The 18022-nt window shown below is 31.8% G+C and carries 13 protein-coding genes; 2 read left to right on the top strand and 11 right to left on the bottom strand.

Annotation, left to right across the window (positions count from 1 at the left end):
- Nucleotides 1-2: 2 nt before the first annotated feature.
- From lspA to QBK95_RS09930, 6 genes are read right to left on the bottom strand one after another with little or no spacing between them, the layout of a single operon-like run.
- Nucleotides 3-521 carry a signal peptidase II gene (lspA, locus tag QBK95_RS09955; RefSeq protein ID WP_280933159.1) on the bottom strand — a complete coding sequence of 173 codons (519 nt, stop codon included), beginning with the start codon at nucleotides 519-521 and terminating at the stop codon, nucleotides 3-5.
- Between the two features lie 46 nt (nucleotides 522-567).
- A complete protein-coding gene (locus tag QBK95_RS09950; protein ID WP_280933157.1) occupies nucleotides 568-1107 on the bottom strand; it encodes a hypothetical protein in 540 nt (179 codons plus the stop codon).
- A gap of 14 nt (nucleotides 1108-1121) precedes the next feature.
- The gene (locus QBK95_RS09945) at nucleotides 1122-2279 is read right to left on the bottom strand and encodes a serine hydrolase domain-containing protein (protein WP_280933156.1); all 1158 of its coding nucleotides are present in this window, start codon (nucleotides 2277-2279) and stop codon (nucleotides 1122-1124) included.
- Nucleotides 2279-2821: a GNAT family N-acetyltransferase gene (locus QBK95_RS09940; RefSeq protein ID WP_280933155.1), complete on the bottom strand. Its 543-nt coding sequence runs from the start codon at nucleotides 2819-2821 to the stop codon at nucleotides 2279-2281. Before QBK95_RS09940 ends, QBK95_RS09945 begins: the two co-directional genes overlap by 1 nt.
- A 12-nt stretch (nucleotides 2822-2833) precedes the next feature.
- Nucleotides 2834-3136, bottom strand: a complete 303-nt coding sequence (locus tag QBK95_RS09935) for a hypothetical protein (protein ID WP_280933153.1) — start codon at nucleotides 3134-3136, stop codon at nucleotides 2834-2836.
- Between the two features lie 38 nt (nucleotides 3137-3174).
- Nucleotides 3175-4743 carry a hypothetical protein gene (locus QBK95_RS09930; protein ID WP_280933151.1) on the bottom strand — a complete coding sequence of 523 codons (1569 nt, stop codon included), beginning with the start codon at nucleotides 4741-4743 and terminating at the stop codon, nucleotides 3175-3177.
- 248 nt (nucleotides 4744-4991) lie between these two features.
- On the opposite strand from QBK95_RS09930, the gene lpdA reads away from it, so the two are divergent.
- Entirely contained in the window at nucleotides 4992-6398 is a 1407-nt protein-coding gene (gene lpdA, locus QBK95_RS09925; protein ID WP_280933149.1) for a dihydrolipoyl dehydrogenase, read from the top strand.
- Nucleotides 6399-6787: 389 nt separating this feature from the next.
- On the opposite strand, the gene QBK95_RS09920 is transcribed toward lpdA, so the two are convergent.
- The 3 genes from QBK95_RS09920 to QBK95_RS09910 form a co-directional block, all read right to left on the bottom strand.
- Complete coding sequence (locus QBK95_RS09920; RefSeq protein ID WP_280933148.1) at nucleotides 6788-8152, bottom strand: T9SS type A sorting domain-containing protein; 1365 nt, start codon at nucleotides 8150-8152, stop codon at nucleotides 6788-6790.
- 242 nt (nucleotides 8153-8394) lie between these two features.
- On the bottom strand, nucleotides 8395-10503 hold the full coding sequence (locus tag QBK95_RS09915; protein ID WP_280933146.1) for a hypothetical protein: 2109 nt from the start codon (nucleotides 10501-10503) through the stop codon (nucleotides 8395-8397).
- A gap of 25 nt (nucleotides 10504-10528) precedes the next feature.
- The gene (locus QBK95_RS09910) at nucleotides 10529-12121 is read right to left on the bottom strand and encodes a hypothetical protein (protein ID WP_280933143.1); all 1593 of its coding nucleotides are present in this window, start codon (nucleotides 12119-12121) and stop codon (nucleotides 10529-10531) included.
- Between the two features lie 538 nt (nucleotides 12122-12659).
- On the opposite strand from QBK95_RS09910, the gene QBK95_RS09905 reads away from it, so the two are divergent.
- Complete coding sequence (locus QBK95_RS09905) at nucleotides 12660-16229, top strand: tetratricopeptide repeat protein (RefSeq protein ID WP_280933142.1); 3570 nt, start codon at nucleotides 12660-12662, stop codon at nucleotides 16227-16229.
- Between the two features lie 12 nt (nucleotides 16230-16241).
- Here the strand turns inward: QBK95_RS09905 and QBK95_RS09900 are convergent, their stop codons facing one another.
- Together QBK95_RS09900 and QBK95_RS09895 are read right to left on the bottom strand one after the other, a co-directional pair.
- Nucleotides 16242-16952, bottom strand: coding sequence for a LytR/AlgR family response regulator transcription factor (locus QBK95_RS09900; protein WP_280933140.1), 711 nt, complete (start codon nucleotides 16950-16952; stop codon nucleotides 16242-16244).
- A complete protein-coding gene (locus tag QBK95_RS09895) occupies nucleotides 16942-18018 on the bottom strand; it encodes a sensor histidine kinase (RefSeq protein ID WP_280933139.1) in 1077 nt (358 codons plus the stop codon). The genes QBK95_RS09900 and QBK95_RS09895 overlap by 11 nt, the downstream gene beginning before the upstream one ends.
- Nucleotides 18019-18022: the final 4 nt, after the last annotated feature.

Genomic DNA, 18022 nt, shown 5'->3' with positions numbered 1-18022 from the left:
ATCTATGGGGTTGCTTCTTTAAAAAAGGATCCTTTTTTATTAAAGATGGTAGTTATTAATATAATAAATGATCCAACCATGATAGAAACATCTGCCATATTAAATATTTCAGTTTTTATAATTCCTAGATCCATAATCATAAAATCCGTTACAGATCCATATGCAATACGATCAAAAAGATTACCGATTCCTCCACCAATAATACAGCAAAAACCAATAATAGTTTCTTTAGAATATGTAGTTTTTATAAGTATAAGTCTTAACAAGAATACTAATACAATGATAGGCAACACTTGTAATAAGATAACTTTTAATGCAGGCCCAAGATCAGACCCTAAGCTATATGCTGCGCCTCTGTTTTCTACTTTGGTTAGTATAAAGTTGTTTTCAAATACTTCAATTCTTTGATTGGATGCTATCGTTTGTCTTACTACAGTCTTAGAAATTTGATCACAACCAATGTTGAGCATTACCAGAGACAGTATTAAGAGTATTCTTATTTTTCCAGTTATTTTTTTCATCTACTTACGTAACAATATATTTTTTAAACGTGTTAAGGAAATCAGATCAGTTCTTATGTTTCCAGTATTTTTTGTAATCTAAAAGAGAAAAAGCCGCGTCGTATGATTGCTTATTTATGGTGTTTTGCTCATTAGAATCATAATCTATAAGGATTTTCCATGTATTTTTCTCATTTCGCAGTAATACGTGAAATTGCCCATAAGAATATTGTGTTTCATTTTTATCATTTTGATAAGTAACTCTATAAATACCTCGATCAGATACTAGTGAATCCGAAGTTATTCTTTCGAATAACCTAAAATCAATTGGTGATGCTTTCCTTTTAGGATCGTTCCATCGTTTTTTATAACCTTCCAGATATTTTTTTACATCTTTAATTTCTCCTCCATTACCGCCAGATATTCTAATCATTTCTTCGCTATGAATTGATGCGAATAATGAGTAATCTAATGTTGAAAAAGCTTCAGAAAAATTACTATACATATCCTGATTGATTTTTTGATGTAGTAATTCTTCTTGTGCAATAGCATAAGAACTAATGAACAATAGGAGTAGCGAAGTATGTAAATATTTGATTTTAAACATGAACTTTTAATTTTTTATTCGATGAAACCATATTTATGAAATATAGTAAAACTCTCTTTGATAATTTTCCTAAATCCATCAACGGGACGATTCGCTAGCATGATATATGTAATTTCTTTTTCTGGAAATGAAACGAAGAATGCTCTAAAACCTCCTTGAGAACCAGTATGAGAAACTATTTTTGTGGTATATTCTTTTTCGATCGGTGATCGTATAATTCCTTTAGTACCAATAAACCAACTATAACCAATAGTAGGAGAAATGGTATCGTTCCATGCTTTTGGTTTAAAGATTGTTCTGGATTGTTTTACTGTCTTTTCTGATAAGAAAGTGTGGTTTCTTAGTGCGATTTCATATTTAGCTAACTCTTTTACAGAACTCCATATTCCTCCATTTCCTGAAGCAGCAAAAGTGGGTACTTCTCCATAATCATATTCGATAAACTTATCAGTAGAATCTTTAATGTATGCGTGAGCTACACCTTTTTTTGGGTGATCTCCATCAGTAATTTTACTAGTATTCATTCCTGAAGGAACAAAAATATTGTCAATAATAAATTGTTGCCATTTTTGATTGGTTACTTGCTCAATAATTAGTGCCAAACCATTATATGAAGGGTTAGAATACGCAAATTTTTCACCTGGTTCAAACAATAAATAATCAGCTCGTTTTATAGGTTCAAAATTGGCTGTGTCTTTTGCAGTAATAAAGAAATCTATGTTTTTATGAACATTTCTTAAATCAGGTAAACCTGAAGTATGAGAAAGTAAATGTTTTATTTTAACTTTTTGAGCAATTTCAGGAGTATCAAAATCTGGAAAATATTTATAAATACTATCTTCTACAGATAGAAGTCCTTTTTCCTGAAGTATCAGTATCCCATTAGAAACAAAAGTTTTAGAAATGGATCCAGTATTAAATACGGTATTCGATGTTATCTTTTCTTTGGTTTCAATATTTGCAAGACCGTATGATTGTTCAAATAATATAGTGTCTCCTTTTATCAATAGTACCGATGCTCCTGGTTGGTCTAAGGGAAATTCTTTGGAGAAAATAGAGTCTAGCGCTGTAGTTATTGTCTTTTTGGGTGTTGTTTTTTGTTGTCCGCAAGATTGAAAAATAAACAGAATGCTTGTAATAAGAGAAAGTAATGATGCCTTTTTAAAATACATTATTGCTTGTTTTTGCTAGTTAGGTACAGTACACAATTCCTTAATCTTTTGTCATTCATTAGTTTAGGGTGTTTAAAAACTTTGAGTCTTTCCATCCCTATCTTTTTCATGATTAATTCGGATTTGATATTGATTTCTGGAGCAACCGAATATATTTGATCCAAACCAATTTGATTAAACCCAAAGTCTAAGCAAGCTTTAGCACCTTCTGTCGCAAAACCTTGATTCCATGTACTTTTTTTTAGCCTCCACCCAATATCCACAAATACAGGTGTATCTTCTAAATATGATTGCTCTGAAAGCCCAATAAACCCTATGAATTCTTTTGATTCCAAAATATCTACTGCAAAATAACAGAAACCATTTTTAGCAAACTGTTGCTGCATTCCGACTATAAAATCTTTAGTGTTTTTTCTTGTAGGTTTAAAAGGAAAAAACTCCATAACATCATCGTCATTATTCATAGCTGCCATGGTATCCAAATCATCAAGTGTCCAGTTACGAAACCCTAATCTTTCAGAAGAAAATAGATAATCGTTCATAATAAAAAAATACTAATTAAGAAATCCGCTAAACAAAATTCCGATAGTACAAGTGATACCGATCACCGATCCGATCAATATACTAAGAAGCATCTTATTAGTTTGGCTAATATTTTTTAGCATTACTTTAGAAACCAACAATTGACCTAAAAAGATGGGCACTGCATAGATTAGAAAAATGATCCATACAAAGGGTTCTGCTACCCAGTTAAAATCATAATTGCCTTCATCAATAAAGAAAAGAAACAATGTGATCAAAATAGAGCTTATACCTAGAATAAATAATTCCTTGTTTTTAGAAGATACATTTCTCATTAGTTGTTGTTTTTATTATTTAGATACTATTATAACATTTAGTTTCCATCCATCTCAAAAGTGATACTTTCATAAGCTCCAATATCAGGTGCAGTAGCATTTCTAGGTGTTCCCGAAATATCCGTACCAGAAGTAGGAGTAGAGGCCTGCCCATTTGCTGCAGAATCTTCTCCGATGTTTAGCATATTTTCAAAAGGAGCTTTAAAATCTGGATCTTCGTTAAGAATTACATTTTCATAAATACTAGTATTTGTAAAATCGTATAATGGATTATCATCAAACTGCCCATTAAAATCATTAAAACGAATTAGACTATTTTTGAAATTAAAATTAAATGCAGCTTCATCTGCTCTGGTAAGACCTAATTCTAGATTTTCATTTCCATAAATGATGCAGTTCGTAAAGTTTGCTTCTATCAGATCTGTAGAGAGTACATCAATAATATTACCATTATCATCTCGTACTACAAATATATTATCTATTGTAACAGCAGGAGTATTCCTAAAACTAGTGTTCCAATAGTTAGCAAATGTACAATGGTTAAAATTATATGTACCTCCAAAAGATGCAAACAAAGAGGATATTCCAGCATTATTTATCACAACATTTTCACCTAAAATATTTGCTGTTCTTCCAAGGATTCCATAAGCTGAATGATTATAGATTTGTGAATTGGTAATAGTAAGTGTAGGATCAGTTCCTCCATCATTTGAATCCATTAAGATACCCACAGCACCGTTTTTTATAGTTGCATGATTAATTACGTGACCTGTGCTACCTGCAGTAAGCCAAATTAACCCCCATTGACCAGGGATATCGCTAAATCCAGGTTCTAATCGATCACTTTCGAAAATCACTTCATTTTCCATTACCTCGGGATCTGTACTAACTTCTCCATTGACCAATAAAGTAGCATTATTTGCAGCTATTAATCCAGATCCATCATGAAAATGTATTCGTGCTCCAGCATCGATAGTAAGCGTTCTACCAGATGGAATCGCCGCAAATCCATAAATAACATAGGGTTTCTCATTGGTGAAATTCAATTCATCATCTTCCAGAAAAAATCCTTCAATACGAATCTCTTCCATATTATCATCTTCACCTAATAGTAATGTTTCTACTTCGCCTGTCATTTCATCACGAGCAGGAAATAAAAACACAGCATCTTTTACTAGAGTGACTAAATCTACATCTTGTTGACTGCCATTAGGATCAAAAAGTATGCGATCGGTGTATAGAAATTCCAGATCTCCAGTTTGCTGAGTTATATCAGTTGTGGTTTCTACAAAAATAAAAATACTGTCTTTAGCTAGTACCTGGATATTTTCGAAAGACTTTCCAGGAATACCATCAACATTTAAACGATAGTTCGATGTTTCTCCTCGTTCTAAAGCAATACTAGGTATTGTAAAATCATCATTCGTTCTGTTATATACTTTAAAGTTATAAGTACTGGAACCAATATTGGTAAAGACCGTATCTAAAAATAAGGTGTCTGTAGAGAATTCCAGATTCCCGATACTGGGATCAGATTCAAAATCATTACGACAAGAACTCCATAAAATGATAATGGCAAGTAAGAGCAGAGTAGATAAATAACGCATTATTTAATTTCTATAATTGTTAAAATATATTAGATATGTAGCATCAAAAAGTGGTTAAAATTTTGAAATCATATCAAAGGACTAAATGTATAACTTTTTAATCAGTACTAATATTGCTTTTTTAATAAAAATTTGACCAAAGCATCGCTTCTGTAAGAAGTAAAACATTTGTACATTTGTTTATCTTATTTTCAGAATAAGAACTATTTAAACGTTTATATTTTAATACGCCAACATAATAATCTCTTATGAGTACATATGATGTAGCCGTAATCGGCTCTGGACCTGGTGGATATGTTGCAGCTATCCGTTGCGCACAACTAGGTATGAAAACTGCAATAATCGAAAAATATTCTACGCTTGGAGGAACCTGTCTTAATGTAGGATGTATTCCTAGTAAAGCATTATTAGATTCTTCTCACCATTATGAACATGCGGTAAAGCATTTTGAAGATCACGGAATTGAAATTCCAGGTGATGTAAAGATCAATCTTGAAAAAATGATCGCTCGTAAACAAACTGTGGTAGATCAGACTTGTGATGGGGTTGCTTTTTTAATGAAAAAAAATAAAATAGATGTTTTTGAAGGTGTTGGTTCTTTTAAAGATGCGACACATATCAATATAACAAAAGCAGATAATGCTGTAGAAACGATTGAGGTAAAACATACTATTATTGCTACAGGATCTAAACCATCTACACTACCTTTTATCAAGCTTGATAAGAAACGAGTAATTACTTCTACTGAGGCGTTGAAACTAAAAGAAGTGCCAAAACATTTAGTGATTATTGGTGGAGGTGTTATAGGATTAGAATTAGGACAAGTATATCGTCGCTTAGGAGCTGAGGTTTCTGTAGTAGAGTATATGGATCGAATTATTCCAGGAATGGACAAGGCTTTATCCAGAGAGTTGACAAAGGTGATGAAAAAACAAGGAGTAAAGTTTTATACTTCTCATAAAGTTACAGGTGTAAAAGCTACAGCTAAGCAAGTAACAATTACTGCAGATGATAAAAAAGGAAATCCTGTAGAGTTTAAAGGAGATTATTGTTTGGTATCTGTAGGTAGACGTCCATATACAGATGGATTGAACGCAGATGCAGCAGGAGTGAAGCTTACTGATAGAGGACAAGTAGAAGTGAATGATCATTTACAGACTTCTGTCTCTAATATTTATGCAATAGGAGATGTGATAAAAGGTGCAATGTTAGCACATAAAGCTGAAGAAGAAGGCGTTTTTGTAGCAGAGACATTAGCAGGACAGAAACCACATATAGATTATAACCTAATTCCTGGAGTAGTGTATACTTGGCCAGAAGTTGCAGCAGTTGGTAAAACTGAAGAAGAACTAAAAGAAGCAGGTGTTCAATACAAATCTGGACAGTTTCCTTTTAGAGCATTGGGTAGATCAAGAGCTAGTGCGGATCTTGATGGATTTGTAAAAATATTAGCAGATGAAAAGACAGATGAAGTATTAGGAGTACATATGATTGGTGCTCGTTGTGCTGATTTAATTGCAGAAGCAGTTACTGCGATGGAGTTTAGAGCATCCGCAGAGGATATTAGTAGAATGTCTCATGCGCATCCTACTTTTACCGAAGCAATCAAAGAAGCGGCATTAGCGGCAACGGATAATAGACCGTTGCACGTGTAAGATTCGGATTAAATTTTTAGCATATATACTGAAGAATCTGACCGAAAAGTAAAGCATTATTGTCAAACTGAGCCTGTCGAAGTTTTAACTTGTTGATTTTTAAAATGTCTTCAACAAGCTCAAACTGACATCTTAGTGTTTTTATAGCTTTTCAGGTAGTTTCTTTTAGTACTGGAATTAATTACAAATTTCATTATTTAATCTAAGTTCAATGATCAATGAATAGGTTTCTAAATCCTAAACCGTTGTTTTCGACATAAAACCCTTGTCAGAACTTCACTTAAACTGACACGCTTAGGATTAATTGAACTAAGATTTTTAATATACATAAAAACCCATCTACAAAAAGCAGATGGGTTTTATACAGGATTTGTGTTTATGGCTAATTACTATTTTACAATAATCCTTCCAGATATTGGTTCTGATGTATCTGATTCTAATCGATAAATATATATTCCTGTTACTAACCCAGCCACATTCGCCCTAATCTGATGTGCACCTTTTGTTAGGTTTTCATCCATTAGTATCATGGCTTGCTGTCCATAGACGTTATATAATGCTAACCTATATCCTCCAGATTTTGATACGTTTACATCAAAAGTAACATCACCACTTGTTGGGTTAGGGTAGACTATAAGAGTTTCTGTAAGAGTTTCTATTTCCTCATTACTAGTAATCTCTATATCTGTATCAAGATCATCATCCTGATGAACACCGAAATTTTCATTTCCAGCAGACTTACCTGCATTGTTGGGTGCCTTTGTTGCGACATATGGACAACTTTTTGGCGAAGCCACATTATATAGGTCCGTAGTAAATACCATATAGCTATTTTTATCATTTTTAGGGTATAAAACAGTTGATTCAGTACCACTTTTAGGAAGCATCAAAACCCTATCATCAGCATCTATAATACTTTTTGTTTCGATATTTTTTATAGAGCTATTAATTGTTTTTTCATCTTTTGACTCTAATATCATTTCAGAAACATTGCATTGAAACAATTTAGCATTGTTGGGGGATAATTTATTGTTAACACCTATTTGGCTAAATTCGTTTTCTTGCCAAACCGTTAATAAAGTCCCTGATGTAGCTTCGGCTTCAGATGGGTCAGCTAGTATGCTATAAATAGCTATTGCCAAAGCTTGAGGGTCATTTTTAAATCTATAGGTGCTAATTACCGCATATAATGGATTATCTAACTTACTTTTTATAAGTTGATTTTTATCATTATATAGGACGTTAGTTCTTAGAGTTATATCATAACTCCCTACATCATCTACTAGTATGATATTAATATCACTTTGAACCATAGGATCTAAATTTAGAAAATTGTAATCCAATTCATTTTTATCCAATTTGAAATCTGGGTGAGATGTACTTGCTGTTTTCTTATAATAGTAATCGAATATTGGATGATATACCAGTTCGGTTAAAACTTGATTGTACCCATCAGCGAAGATCTTATTAGAATAATCATTACTTCTATGTTTAGGTTCGATGTAAGAAAGTTGAGTCTTTCCTATAAATTTGATATCAAATTTTGTTATGATATCTTTATTTATATTTGCAAGTACACTTTTTACATTTTTTTCTTGAGTAGCAATGTAATTATCAAAACTACTTTTTGAATTTGCTGTGTAATAGATAGCAATTTTTAGTGTAGGTTTTTTTACATGTTGTGACCATGTGTTTGCAGATAAACTTACTAAAACCAGGACTATCCAATAATCAAGTATATTTATATATTTCATCTTCTTAATTTTTTTGTACTCTAAAAGAGTGTTTTATCTTCTTACAATCAGGTTCATTCAAAAAAGTTATCATATATGACCTCTATAATACATTGCGTGTATATTAGGTTTGTTTTTTAAACCAGGTTTCTTTGGTAACCTCTGTTTAAATAGACCTTCATTGTGCGACTATTTATTTTTATTGATTTATTCTAAGAATTTCTCTAAAGTTTTAGCTCTATTTTTTTCTTGTTTTATGACTATTAGTGATCTCTTGTGCACCTTTCTAGTTCTTTCAATTTTTTACTATTAACGTTAGATACATATTCAAAAGATGAAGTATAAACTTTAAAATCAGAGTTTATAGGATCTGTTTGTACTTCAAATTTTATATAATCTCCATTAGATTTACCTGTTTCATATTTCAGTGCATATCTAGCCAAATTGGGCCATTTCGTTGCATAATTGGTAACAAAATCGTATCTGTTATGTCCTCCCTTATTTAATAAATATGTAAAATAATAATCTCGGACTCCAGAAGTTGTATAAAGACTTCTTAATGCTTCTGGTCTAGGATGACCATATTCGTTCCGATTATTAGTACCAATGATGGCAATACCTGTATCAAACCATAGATTAGCAGTGTTACCACCATGATGAGGTGCTAAAGCAATACAAGCATGGCCATAACCGCTATCTCCATTGTGAGTCTCAATTACTTCTGCTAATTTATGTCTTGATATATCAACTGAAGCTATGTAATCTTTATTACTCATAACATAGTCACTATCTAGAATGTTTAAGACTTTATTAGGTGTTTTTTTTCTTAACTTATCTTCTTGTTCTTTAGTCAAGTAATTAAAATTAATGAGAGGGATTCTAAAAAACCCTGTATTTAATTCTGGGTTTATAGCTTCTATTTGATCAAAAGTAAGAGACTTAGCTGCAGGATTATCTTTTTCTTTATTATATTCATATTCTTCGGGAAGTCTAAGTTCTCTATAATTATAAAAATTGTTCCGACTTGTATAACTTGTTATAGTACGCGAAACTTCACTATGTAAAGCTGGATTATTGCGATTGTTGGATAAGGGATCACCTTGTAAATCTCCCTGAATCAAAAAACTAAAATGATCCCATGTGATAATTATAACTCCTGAACGATCATTTTTACTCGCCCCGCTACCAAGAGTGCTAGTTTCTATTTTTGAAGTACTACTTTTCATTTCAAGATTGACCGCAAGTGTTTTTAACAAGATCGGTTTACCATCTTGTGAGTTTCCAAGGACTAAGTGTTTTTGGTCGGATTTCCAGAGTTTTTGTGCTAGGTTGAGTTGTATTTTAGCGATTGGAAAATTATCATATTTACCTTGAAAAAGTGGAGATTTCTCTTCTTCTTCGTTGTAAAAAATTAATAACTTGTTTGTATTCTTTTGAAAGATCGAATAGGGGTTTCCAAGTGATGTAGCATCGCATCTATATGCTAAAATCCCTAATTTATTATCGTTAAACTCCTTTTCTTTGGGGTCGTATGTTCGTAAACCACCCCAGTGATCTTGATCAACATGCGTAATATACACTCTATCTAATCGACCTTTAGCTTCTTTATTAATTACATTTATTATTTTTATAGCATCAGTATTGTCATATCCTGCATCTATTAATACAGAAGAAATTATTTTAGGTGGTGTAGTTGCAATGTCTTTTGTTACTACCAGAGTGGCATGTCCTTTACTTACGGGTATTTGGTTAATACTAAGCCTTAGGTTTTCGTCAAAAGGGATGTTGTTTCCATATACCAGAAAGTAACCAATTAATACTTTGGTTCCTGCATCCCAATCCTGAAAAGCTTTTTTTGCATACGTATCAACAAGATAGAAGCGAAGAAATTTAACAGGAAACGCTAAACTATTTTCAAAATTTAAGGTTAAAATATTTAATCTTCCTGAGCCACCGAAATTATAACTTTGTCCTTTTTTAAGTTGTAATGTTTTCCAATTTTTACCATCAATACTTCCTTGTATCCTAAATTCTTTTATCCTTAGATGATCATAATCTGGGGACTTAAGATTAGGTAGACCTATTTTAATTCTTGATACAGTTATAGGCGAATTATAGGTATACTGAATATAATTGTCCTTTGGGTCTCGAGATCTTTGCGAAACATCATTATGGGCTAGAAAATCAAAATAATTATTAGGGTTTGCAGTGTCTAAATTATTTATATTGTATTTACTTGTTAAAGGAGGTTGGGCTCTTAAAGGGGAAACATCTTTATAGTTTGGCTTAAGAAGTTCCTGTGCTTGTATAAGTTGATTACAACAAAACAATACAACTAACAATAAAATGGATTTATTTATTAATTTTTTCATTACTTTTTATCTTTTAAAAATTAATTTATTTTTCCTCTAGCAAAAGTGTTTCCAACTTTTGCAAACGCTCTTCTTGCCTTTTTATATGTTTTGTTTGTCTTTTGAGTTGTTTTTCTTGTGCTATAGTATACAGAGTAAGTTCTTCTACTTTTTTAAGTAATGTAGCATTCATATCAAAAAGATCAAATCCATTTTCTGCTACTTCCTTTGCAGAAGGAACCTCTGGTAAATGCTTATTTGATTTGATATATCTCTCTACCTCGGTTAATGAGCGCAATCTATAGTCATTAGCAAATACATAATCTGCCCATTTCTTAAAATTTGTAGTATTACTACTTAAGGCGATACGTTTTGCAACCAAATCCCCTTTTATCTCTACTTCGGCAGCGTCATCTTGCGAACCCTTATCATCAATTACTAATTTTTTTGCAGTAATATTGTTTGTAGCTACTATAGTCTTTCCTGTAATAATTCCCTTTTTGGCACTAATAGAACCTTCCTGTGAAGTAATATCGTTTTTTATTTCAAAATTTATCCATTCCTTATTTCCTGTTATTCTGCCCAATATACCCCGTAAGCCAGTTTTTGTTTTAAAATTTTTCTCAAGGGCTCGTAATCTTTTCTTTGTAGCACGATTGTCAAGTTTTTCCTTTATATCAGTTTTTACTTCTGCTCCTCCTTCTATAGCATCAATAGCTAGTTCAGCAGCATCAAAAGCTTCACCAGTTGCTATGGCCAAGCTATTTAAAACATTTCCTGCTGTATTAACAGCAGATATTCCTCCTAGTGCAAGAAGTGCCATATTGGTGCGGCGTTCGAATTCTTTATATTCCTTGGGATCTATCGTTGAATGAGAAACCCCTCCTGTTAAATTACTTTCGGTAAAAGTTGTATTTCCTAATTTTAGTTCCTCTAAGTGTATTTTTGTAGCTTTGATATCACCTTTTACATCTAAATCAATAGCTGCCGATGACTCAATTTCTAAAGGAACCTTCATTTCTGCCAAACCTTCGCTAATTTCAAATTGTGGATTTACAACCTCATCCAAGGTTTTTGGCTTATCTACGACAAAGGAAATACTTTGTTCAGCATTTAATGAAACAAAACGTTTGTAAGGGGAACTATATAAAATGTAATCACCAATCCCTTCTCCAAGAAATACTCCCTTATGTTCACTACCATTTAATCTCATGTCATAATCTAATTGCAAATTTTTGGATTTCAGACGGCCATCGATTGCTAAATCTCCATCCCTTTCAAAAATTGCTAGGTGATTAAATTTTGGTATTGTATTACTGTCGTTGTAGCTCGCATTAGAGATATAAAAATTCCCATTATCCTTATCACTGGATAGAAGCCACGTATGATATTTTTTATATCCGCTAGATGGATTTTTTTTACCAGCATTAAGGATAAGATGTGCGCTTCTATCATTCGAGGTAAAATCGGTATTAATGACCAGTTCATCCAATTTAAATTTCTCGGCATTTCCTAATTTATCAGTCCATGTTTGAGCGTTAAGGTTACCTATATTGAAACCTACTAATAAGAATGTAAGTAAAGTAAAGGTTTTTGTAAATAATACATTATTACTGTTTTGTTTGTGGATATTTTTCATAATAAATGGATTTTATTTTTTTAATTTTCTGTTTCTTTTGAAGGCTATAATGATGAATAATTGAATCCTTTTGACTGTTGATTAATTTTACCAGCATTAGTGATATCTGGTTTTGTGGATTCTAAATTACTACCACCTTATGCGTTTACCCTATAGATAATAAGTCCTAATAGTAGTATTATCATAAGGTTAACTTTAGCTAATAATTCATATTTAGCTTTAGTAGATGTACTTATTCGTAGATGTATAGTTGTAATTGACATAATCATAGTTTTTATATTGTTTATAAATAGAGCTTGTGATTTATGATTGCAAACATAAGTATGTCAGTTAGTTAGCGAATAGCCAAAAATGGACATCGCCGTTCATAGATGGACATTTCTATACAAGATTGGACATGAATAGACAAAACGCGACATGCATGTAATGTATAAAGATGATAGAAGGTAGGTTTCCCCGCTTTTTTCTATGAGAAGGGCTTTTGGTCATTAATATTTAATATATTTAAGAGAATTAACGTATTCTTAACAACTGATTTATGCAAACAAAGTTCCCTCTAATCATATTTTTTCTTTGCTTACTAGGTAGTAATCATATTTTTTCTCAAAAAGAGAAGGTTATAGATAGTTTGACTTCTGTGATTGAATCGGACGTTTCAAGTGATAAGAAACTACTTGCATATAAAAAAATAATTAATCAGTTTTTAGAAGGAGAATATGATTATGATTTTGTTGACGAGTATATCAATGAAGGTATGAAGTTGGCTAGAAAAGTAAATGATGAAGAATCTGAATTGTTTATAAAATCATTTCGAGGAGATATTCTGCTAGAGAAAAATGATTCAGATAATCAAAAAAAAGAAAATATAAAGAAGGCTATAATCTTATACCAAGAAATTTTAAGTATTAGTGAAGTAAAAGATTATCATACTTTAACAGCAAGAATGTTTAATCTTATTGGAGTAAGTTATGAAAGGATAGAAAATATTATAGAAGCAAAAACATATTTTGATAAAAGCCTTACTGTTTATAATAAGCTACCTGAAAAAAACAAGAGAATTATAGATTCACCTTATACAAGCTTATGTGCTATTTCATTTATCAAAAAAGACTATGATAAATCAGTGTATTATGCGAAAAAGGATTTAGAAGATAGTAAGCTTAAAGGAAGCTTATCAAATATGGTTAACGCATATAATTATCTTGGGATCATTTTCGCAAGTCAGGGTAACTATAAAGATGCTATTATTAATTGCGAAAATGCAGCTGATATATCTGAGCAATTGGGAAATAAAAAAGATTTGGCTAGTATATTAGATAATATAGCAACTATTTATTTGAGGGATGGACAACAAGATCAATCATTAAAAAGCTACCAAACCAGTTTAAAATTACGCAAAGAAATAGGTGATGATGACCTTATAAATCATAGTATGTATTTATTAGGACACTACTTTTCGAAGATGGGTCAAAAGGATTCGGCTGTTTATTATCTTAATAAGAGTGCTAGTTACTATAAAGAAAAAGGAAATATAGAAAAAGCCTCCGTTTTGTATAATTCGTTGGGGTTTATGTATGATAAGTATAACCAAATAGATCTTGCTCTTAAATATTACTTTGAAGCTTTGAAAGGAGCTGAAAAACTAAAAAATCATAATAGAAAAGGTATTTATTATGGCAATATATCTAGCGTTTATTCAGACCAAAACCAAGATGAGAAAGCGATAAAATACCTACAAAAATCTTTGGATAGCTATATTTTGGCAAAGGATTCTTCAGCCATTGCTTTTGCAAAAAATAATTTAAGTAAAATGACTACTACAATTGGTAAGTATAATGAATCTTTAAAATATGCTGTACAGGCTTTAAACCAGTATAAGGTTTTTAAAGATAGTTGTAATATGGCTAATAGTTATTTAGCAATAGGGTTTGCATATCATGGGTTAAGGCAACCAGATTCTGCTTTGTATAATTTAAATAAAGGTATTCCTATTGCATCGAAATGTAATAAAGAACTTACATCGCAATTTAATATCGCTTTTGGGAAGAACTATTTATTAAAAGGGAAAAAAGATCATGCTCTTAGATTTTTTGAAAAAACAATGCAAGATGTTATTACTACTAATGATTTTTCTACAATAAACTCTGTTTCGAAATACTTGTATCCAATATATAAAGAAAGTGGACAATATGAGAAAGCTTTTGAGGCATTGGATTTATACCAATCAACCAAAGATTCACTTTTTAATGAATCCAATACACGTGCTTTGGTCCAAAAGGAGATGTCCTATAATTTTGATAAGCAACAGCAGCAGGCAGCTTTCCAAAGACAACAGGAAGAGGCCATACAGCAACGAAAATTAGATCGAAATAGATGGATTACCTATATTGCTATTATCATCTCTCTGGCCTTTATTGGTATTGCGTTTACTTTATACCGAAACTTTAAGAACAAAAAGAAAGCAAATTCTTTATTGCGTTCTCAGAATGAAGAAATCGCCCGACAAAAAAGAGCATTAGAAGAACTGGATGAGTCTAAATCGCGATTATATGCTAATGTATCTCATGAATTACGTACCCCACTTACGTTGATTAGTAGTCCCATTCAATATATGCTTTCTAGTCAAAAGGATCCTTTGAGCATAAACCAAAAAGTACAATTAAAAATGGTGGAGCGTAATGCGAAACAATTAAAAGGTTTGGTGAATGATATTCTGGACCTCTCTAAACTGGAGTCCAATAAATTAGAATTACATGAAGATGAAGTTGCTATCATTCCTTTTTTACGACGTGTCGTAAGTAATTTTGATTCGTTAACACAGCATTTGGATATTCATTATAAAATGACTTCAGATATCTCAGAAGATACCTATGTGTTGTTGGATAGAGATAGCCTTGAAAAAGTAATTAATAACCTATTATCTAATGCAATTAAACATACGCCTTCAGGAGGATCGGTGACATTTTCTGCTGTCATTGATGAAGATCAATTACAATTTAGTGTCATCGATACAGGTTCTGGAATTCCTGAAGAGGATCTCCCTTATATTTTTGATCGTTTTTTTCAGAGCAAAACATCCGATGATAGCTTACAAGGAGGTACAGGTATTGGATTAGCGTTAGCTAAAGAATTAGTGCAATTGATGAACGGAGAGATCACTGTGAAAAGCAAATTAGGGGAAGGAAGCACCTTTTTACTAACGTTGGCATATAAAGCTATAGAAACTCCAGATACTTCTGTATCTGGATGGGATTCCCATGAAGAAGAGGAAGAAGCAAGTGAGCTGTTACTAATCGAAAAAGATACAGCAAAAGATACACATCCTTACACTGTATTAATTGTAGAAGATCATCCAGATATGCAGCGATTTATTCAGCAATTGTTGGATCATAAATACCATACTTTTGTTGCTAATAACGGTAAACAGGCCTTATCCGTTCTTGGTAAGGAGAAGATTGATTTAGTAATCTCTGATGTAATGATGCCAGAGATGGATGGATATGAGCTGTTACAAGAGTTAAAAGATCATGAATCCTATAGACACCTTCCTGTTGTTATGCTTACGGCATTGGACAATTCGGATAATAGGCTACAGGCTTTGACCATTGGTGTTGATGATTATCTGAGTAAACCTTTTTCTCCAGAGGAGCTCATGGCACGTGTTCATAATTTGTTGCAGAGATACAAAGTACGCCAAATAGTTGCAAAAGAAATACAGGAAGAAATAAAAGAATTACAAATTGGAAGTATCGTATCCGAAGAACTAAGTTTTGAACAAGATATAAAGCAGACAGATGTTGATTGGCTAAAAGAGGTAGAAATTATAATAGGAGGAGAACTGGAGAATACTGAATTTAATATTGCAACTTTGGCTGATAAATTTTTTCTAAGTCAACGACAGTTTCAACGAAAAATCAAAAGAATAACTGGATTAACACCGAAAAAATTCCAACAGGAAGTAGCATTACAAAAAGGAAGAGAATTATTAGAACTCAAAACATATCGAAGTGTAAAAGCGGTTGCTTACACGATTGGTATGAGTAATGTCTGGCGCTTTTCTCAGTTATATGAAGATAGGTTCGGGAAGAAACCAAGTGCATACTTTTAAGCAGATGATCCTTTAGATATTTTCTAATCTATTTAGTACTTCACTCTTATAATTTCTACTGATGGGAATGGATTTGTTGTTTAACACTAATTCTTCATTAGAAAAAGAATCAATTTTTTGTATGGAGATGATGAAGGAACGGTGTGTTCTCATAAATTGTTGAACTGGTAGTTTTGCCTCAATATTACTAATGGTTTCTCTGGTTACAATGGTTTCCTGAGTACAATGGATTTTGAGATAATCATTATAACTTTCTACATAGATAATTTCAGCAAAATCTATTTTTTTCATTCTACGTTCAGACCGAACAAAAATAAATTCATTTGGTTTTATTTCCTGATTTTTTATAGGTGAAGCTTTATGATGTATCTCGAAGTAATTGTTGACTGCATTAAGGAGTCTTTCAAAAGAAATAGGTTTTAGTAAATAATCTACCGCATGTAAGTCGAACCCATCGATGGCATATTCTCTGTATGCTGTGGTGAAAATGATTTTGATCTCTTTGTTAATGGATTTAGCAAAAGAAATCCCAGATATTTCAGGCATATTGATATCCAGAAAAATCAAATCTACTTTTTGAGAATTAATACAATTAAATGCCTCTAATGCATTATTGCATATCGCAACTACTTCAATACGATCAATTCTTGTCAAATGATCAGCGATAATATCTCTTGCAGTAGGTTCATCGTCTACAATGATGCATGATATTTTAGAACTCATTAGTAGGAGTTTTTAGGTTTTTTAAGATTAATTCTACAGTATACAGGTTCTGATCTTTCGATATGTTAAGATCGTGATTATCTTTATAGACTAATGATAGTCGTTTTCTGATGTTACTTAACCCGATTCCTTTATTATCCTTTTCGTCGGATGGATAGATAGAATTTGTTATGGAAAAATGAATTTCATTATCCACACATTTTAGGCGCATATATATTGATAACTTTTTATCTACAATTTGTCCATGCTTAAAACTGTTTTCTACAAATGGGATTAACAACATCGGAGCTACCTGTATGGTATCGTTTACATTTTCAAATTGTAAAGAGATATCTAATACATCACTAAAACGCATTTGTTCTAGTGCTACATAATCTTTAATGTGATCTATTTCTTCCTTCAAAGTAACCAATGGTTTATCTGATTGATATAGTAGATAATCCAATAGATTGGATAATTTTAATATCATTTCTGGTGTATGATTAGATTTCTTTAATGCAAAACCATACAATGTATTTAGTGTGTTGAATAAGAAATGCGGGTGAATTTGCATTTTTAGATAATTCAACTCTTGTTCTTTTAGCTTCAATTGAGCTTCTAAAATTCTATTTTTCAGTTCTTGATTGGCAGTTGTAGACTGATAATTATGTTTTGCTAAACTTAAAGCACTGGCAATAAAAACTACAAAGTACACTGCAATAAATAGAAAAAAAGGACTTCTGGTCATCGGAGCCATTCCTTCATATTTAAGTGAGGATAAGAATATCAAGCCGTAAAAAAAGGAAATAACAATAAAAAAAGCAGAGATAATCATTGTATAAACACTATACAGAATGCAATGAAAGTATTTTTCTTTAATTAGATATTTAGGTATTAATATATCGGTAACTGTATAGGTAGTGCCAATAGTTACAGGCATTAAAAAAAGAGAAAAAGAGAAAACATAATTAATGTCTTCTGTGTTATAACCGAAAAAATATGTGTACGAGAAAAGCACAATCACCCAAAATATGGTATGCAGTAATATTGTTGCAACTTTTTTAAGAATAATGTCTTTAGAAACCATATTA

Origin of the sequence: Aquimarina mycalae (assembly GCF_029906345.1) — a bacterium.
Lineage (GTDB): Bacteria > Bacteroidota > Bacteroidia > Flavobacteriales > Flavobacteriaceae > Aquimarina.
This window is presented reverse-complemented; position numbering and strand designations above follow the sequence as displayed.

Bases quoted from the DNA above. Each gene is read 5' to 3' on its own strand.
- QBK95_RS09945 (WP_280933156.1), bottom strand. From the start codon at position 2,279: ATGTATTTTAAAAAGGCATCATTACTTTCTCTTATTACAAGCATTCTG.
- QBK95_RS09905 (WP_280933142.1), top strand. From the start codon at position 12,660: ATGCAAACAAAGTTCCCTCTAATCATATTTTTTCTTTGCTTACTAGGT.
- QBK95_RS09915 (WP_280933146.1), bottom strand. From the start codon at position 10,503: ATGAAAAAATTAATAAATAAATCCATTTTATTGTTAGTTGTATTGTTT.
- lspA (WP_280933159.1), bottom strand. From the start codon at position 521: ATGAAAAAAATAACTGGAAAAATAAGAATACTCTTAATACTGTCTCTG.
- QBK95_RS09935 (WP_280933153.1), bottom strand. From the start codon at position 3,136: ATGAGAAATGTATCTTCTAAAAACAAGGAATTATTTATTCTAGGTATA.
- QBK95_RS09940 (WP_280933155.1), bottom strand. From the start codon at position 2,821: ATGAACGATTATCTATTTTCTTCTGAAAGATTAGGGTTTCGTAACTGG.
- QBK95_RS09910 (WP_280933143.1), bottom strand. From the start codon at position 12,121: ATGAAAAATATCCACAAACAAAACAGTAATAATGTATTATTTACAAAA.
- lpdA (WP_280933149.1), top strand. From the start codon at position 4,992: ATGAGTACATATGATGTAGCCGTAATCGGCTCTGGACCTGGTGGATAT.
- QBK95_RS09920 (WP_280933148.1), bottom strand. From the start codon at position 8,152: ATGAAATATATAAATATACTTGATTATTGGATAGTCCTGGTTTTAGTA.
- QBK95_RS09895 (WP_280933139.1), bottom strand. From the start codon at position 18,018: ATGGTTTCTAAAGACATTATTCTTAAAAAAGTTGCAACAATATTACTG.
- QBK95_RS09900 (WP_280933140.1), bottom strand. From the start codon at position 16,952: ATGAGTTCTAAAATATCATGCATCATTGTAGACGATGAACCTACTGCA.
- QBK95_RS09930 (WP_280933151.1), bottom strand. From the start codon at position 4,743: ATGCGTTATTTATCTACTCTGCTCTTACTTGCCATTATCATTTTATGG.
- QBK95_RS09950 (WP_280933157.1), bottom strand. From the start codon at position 1,107: ATGTTTAAAATCAAATATTTACATACTTCGCTACTCCTATTGTTCATT.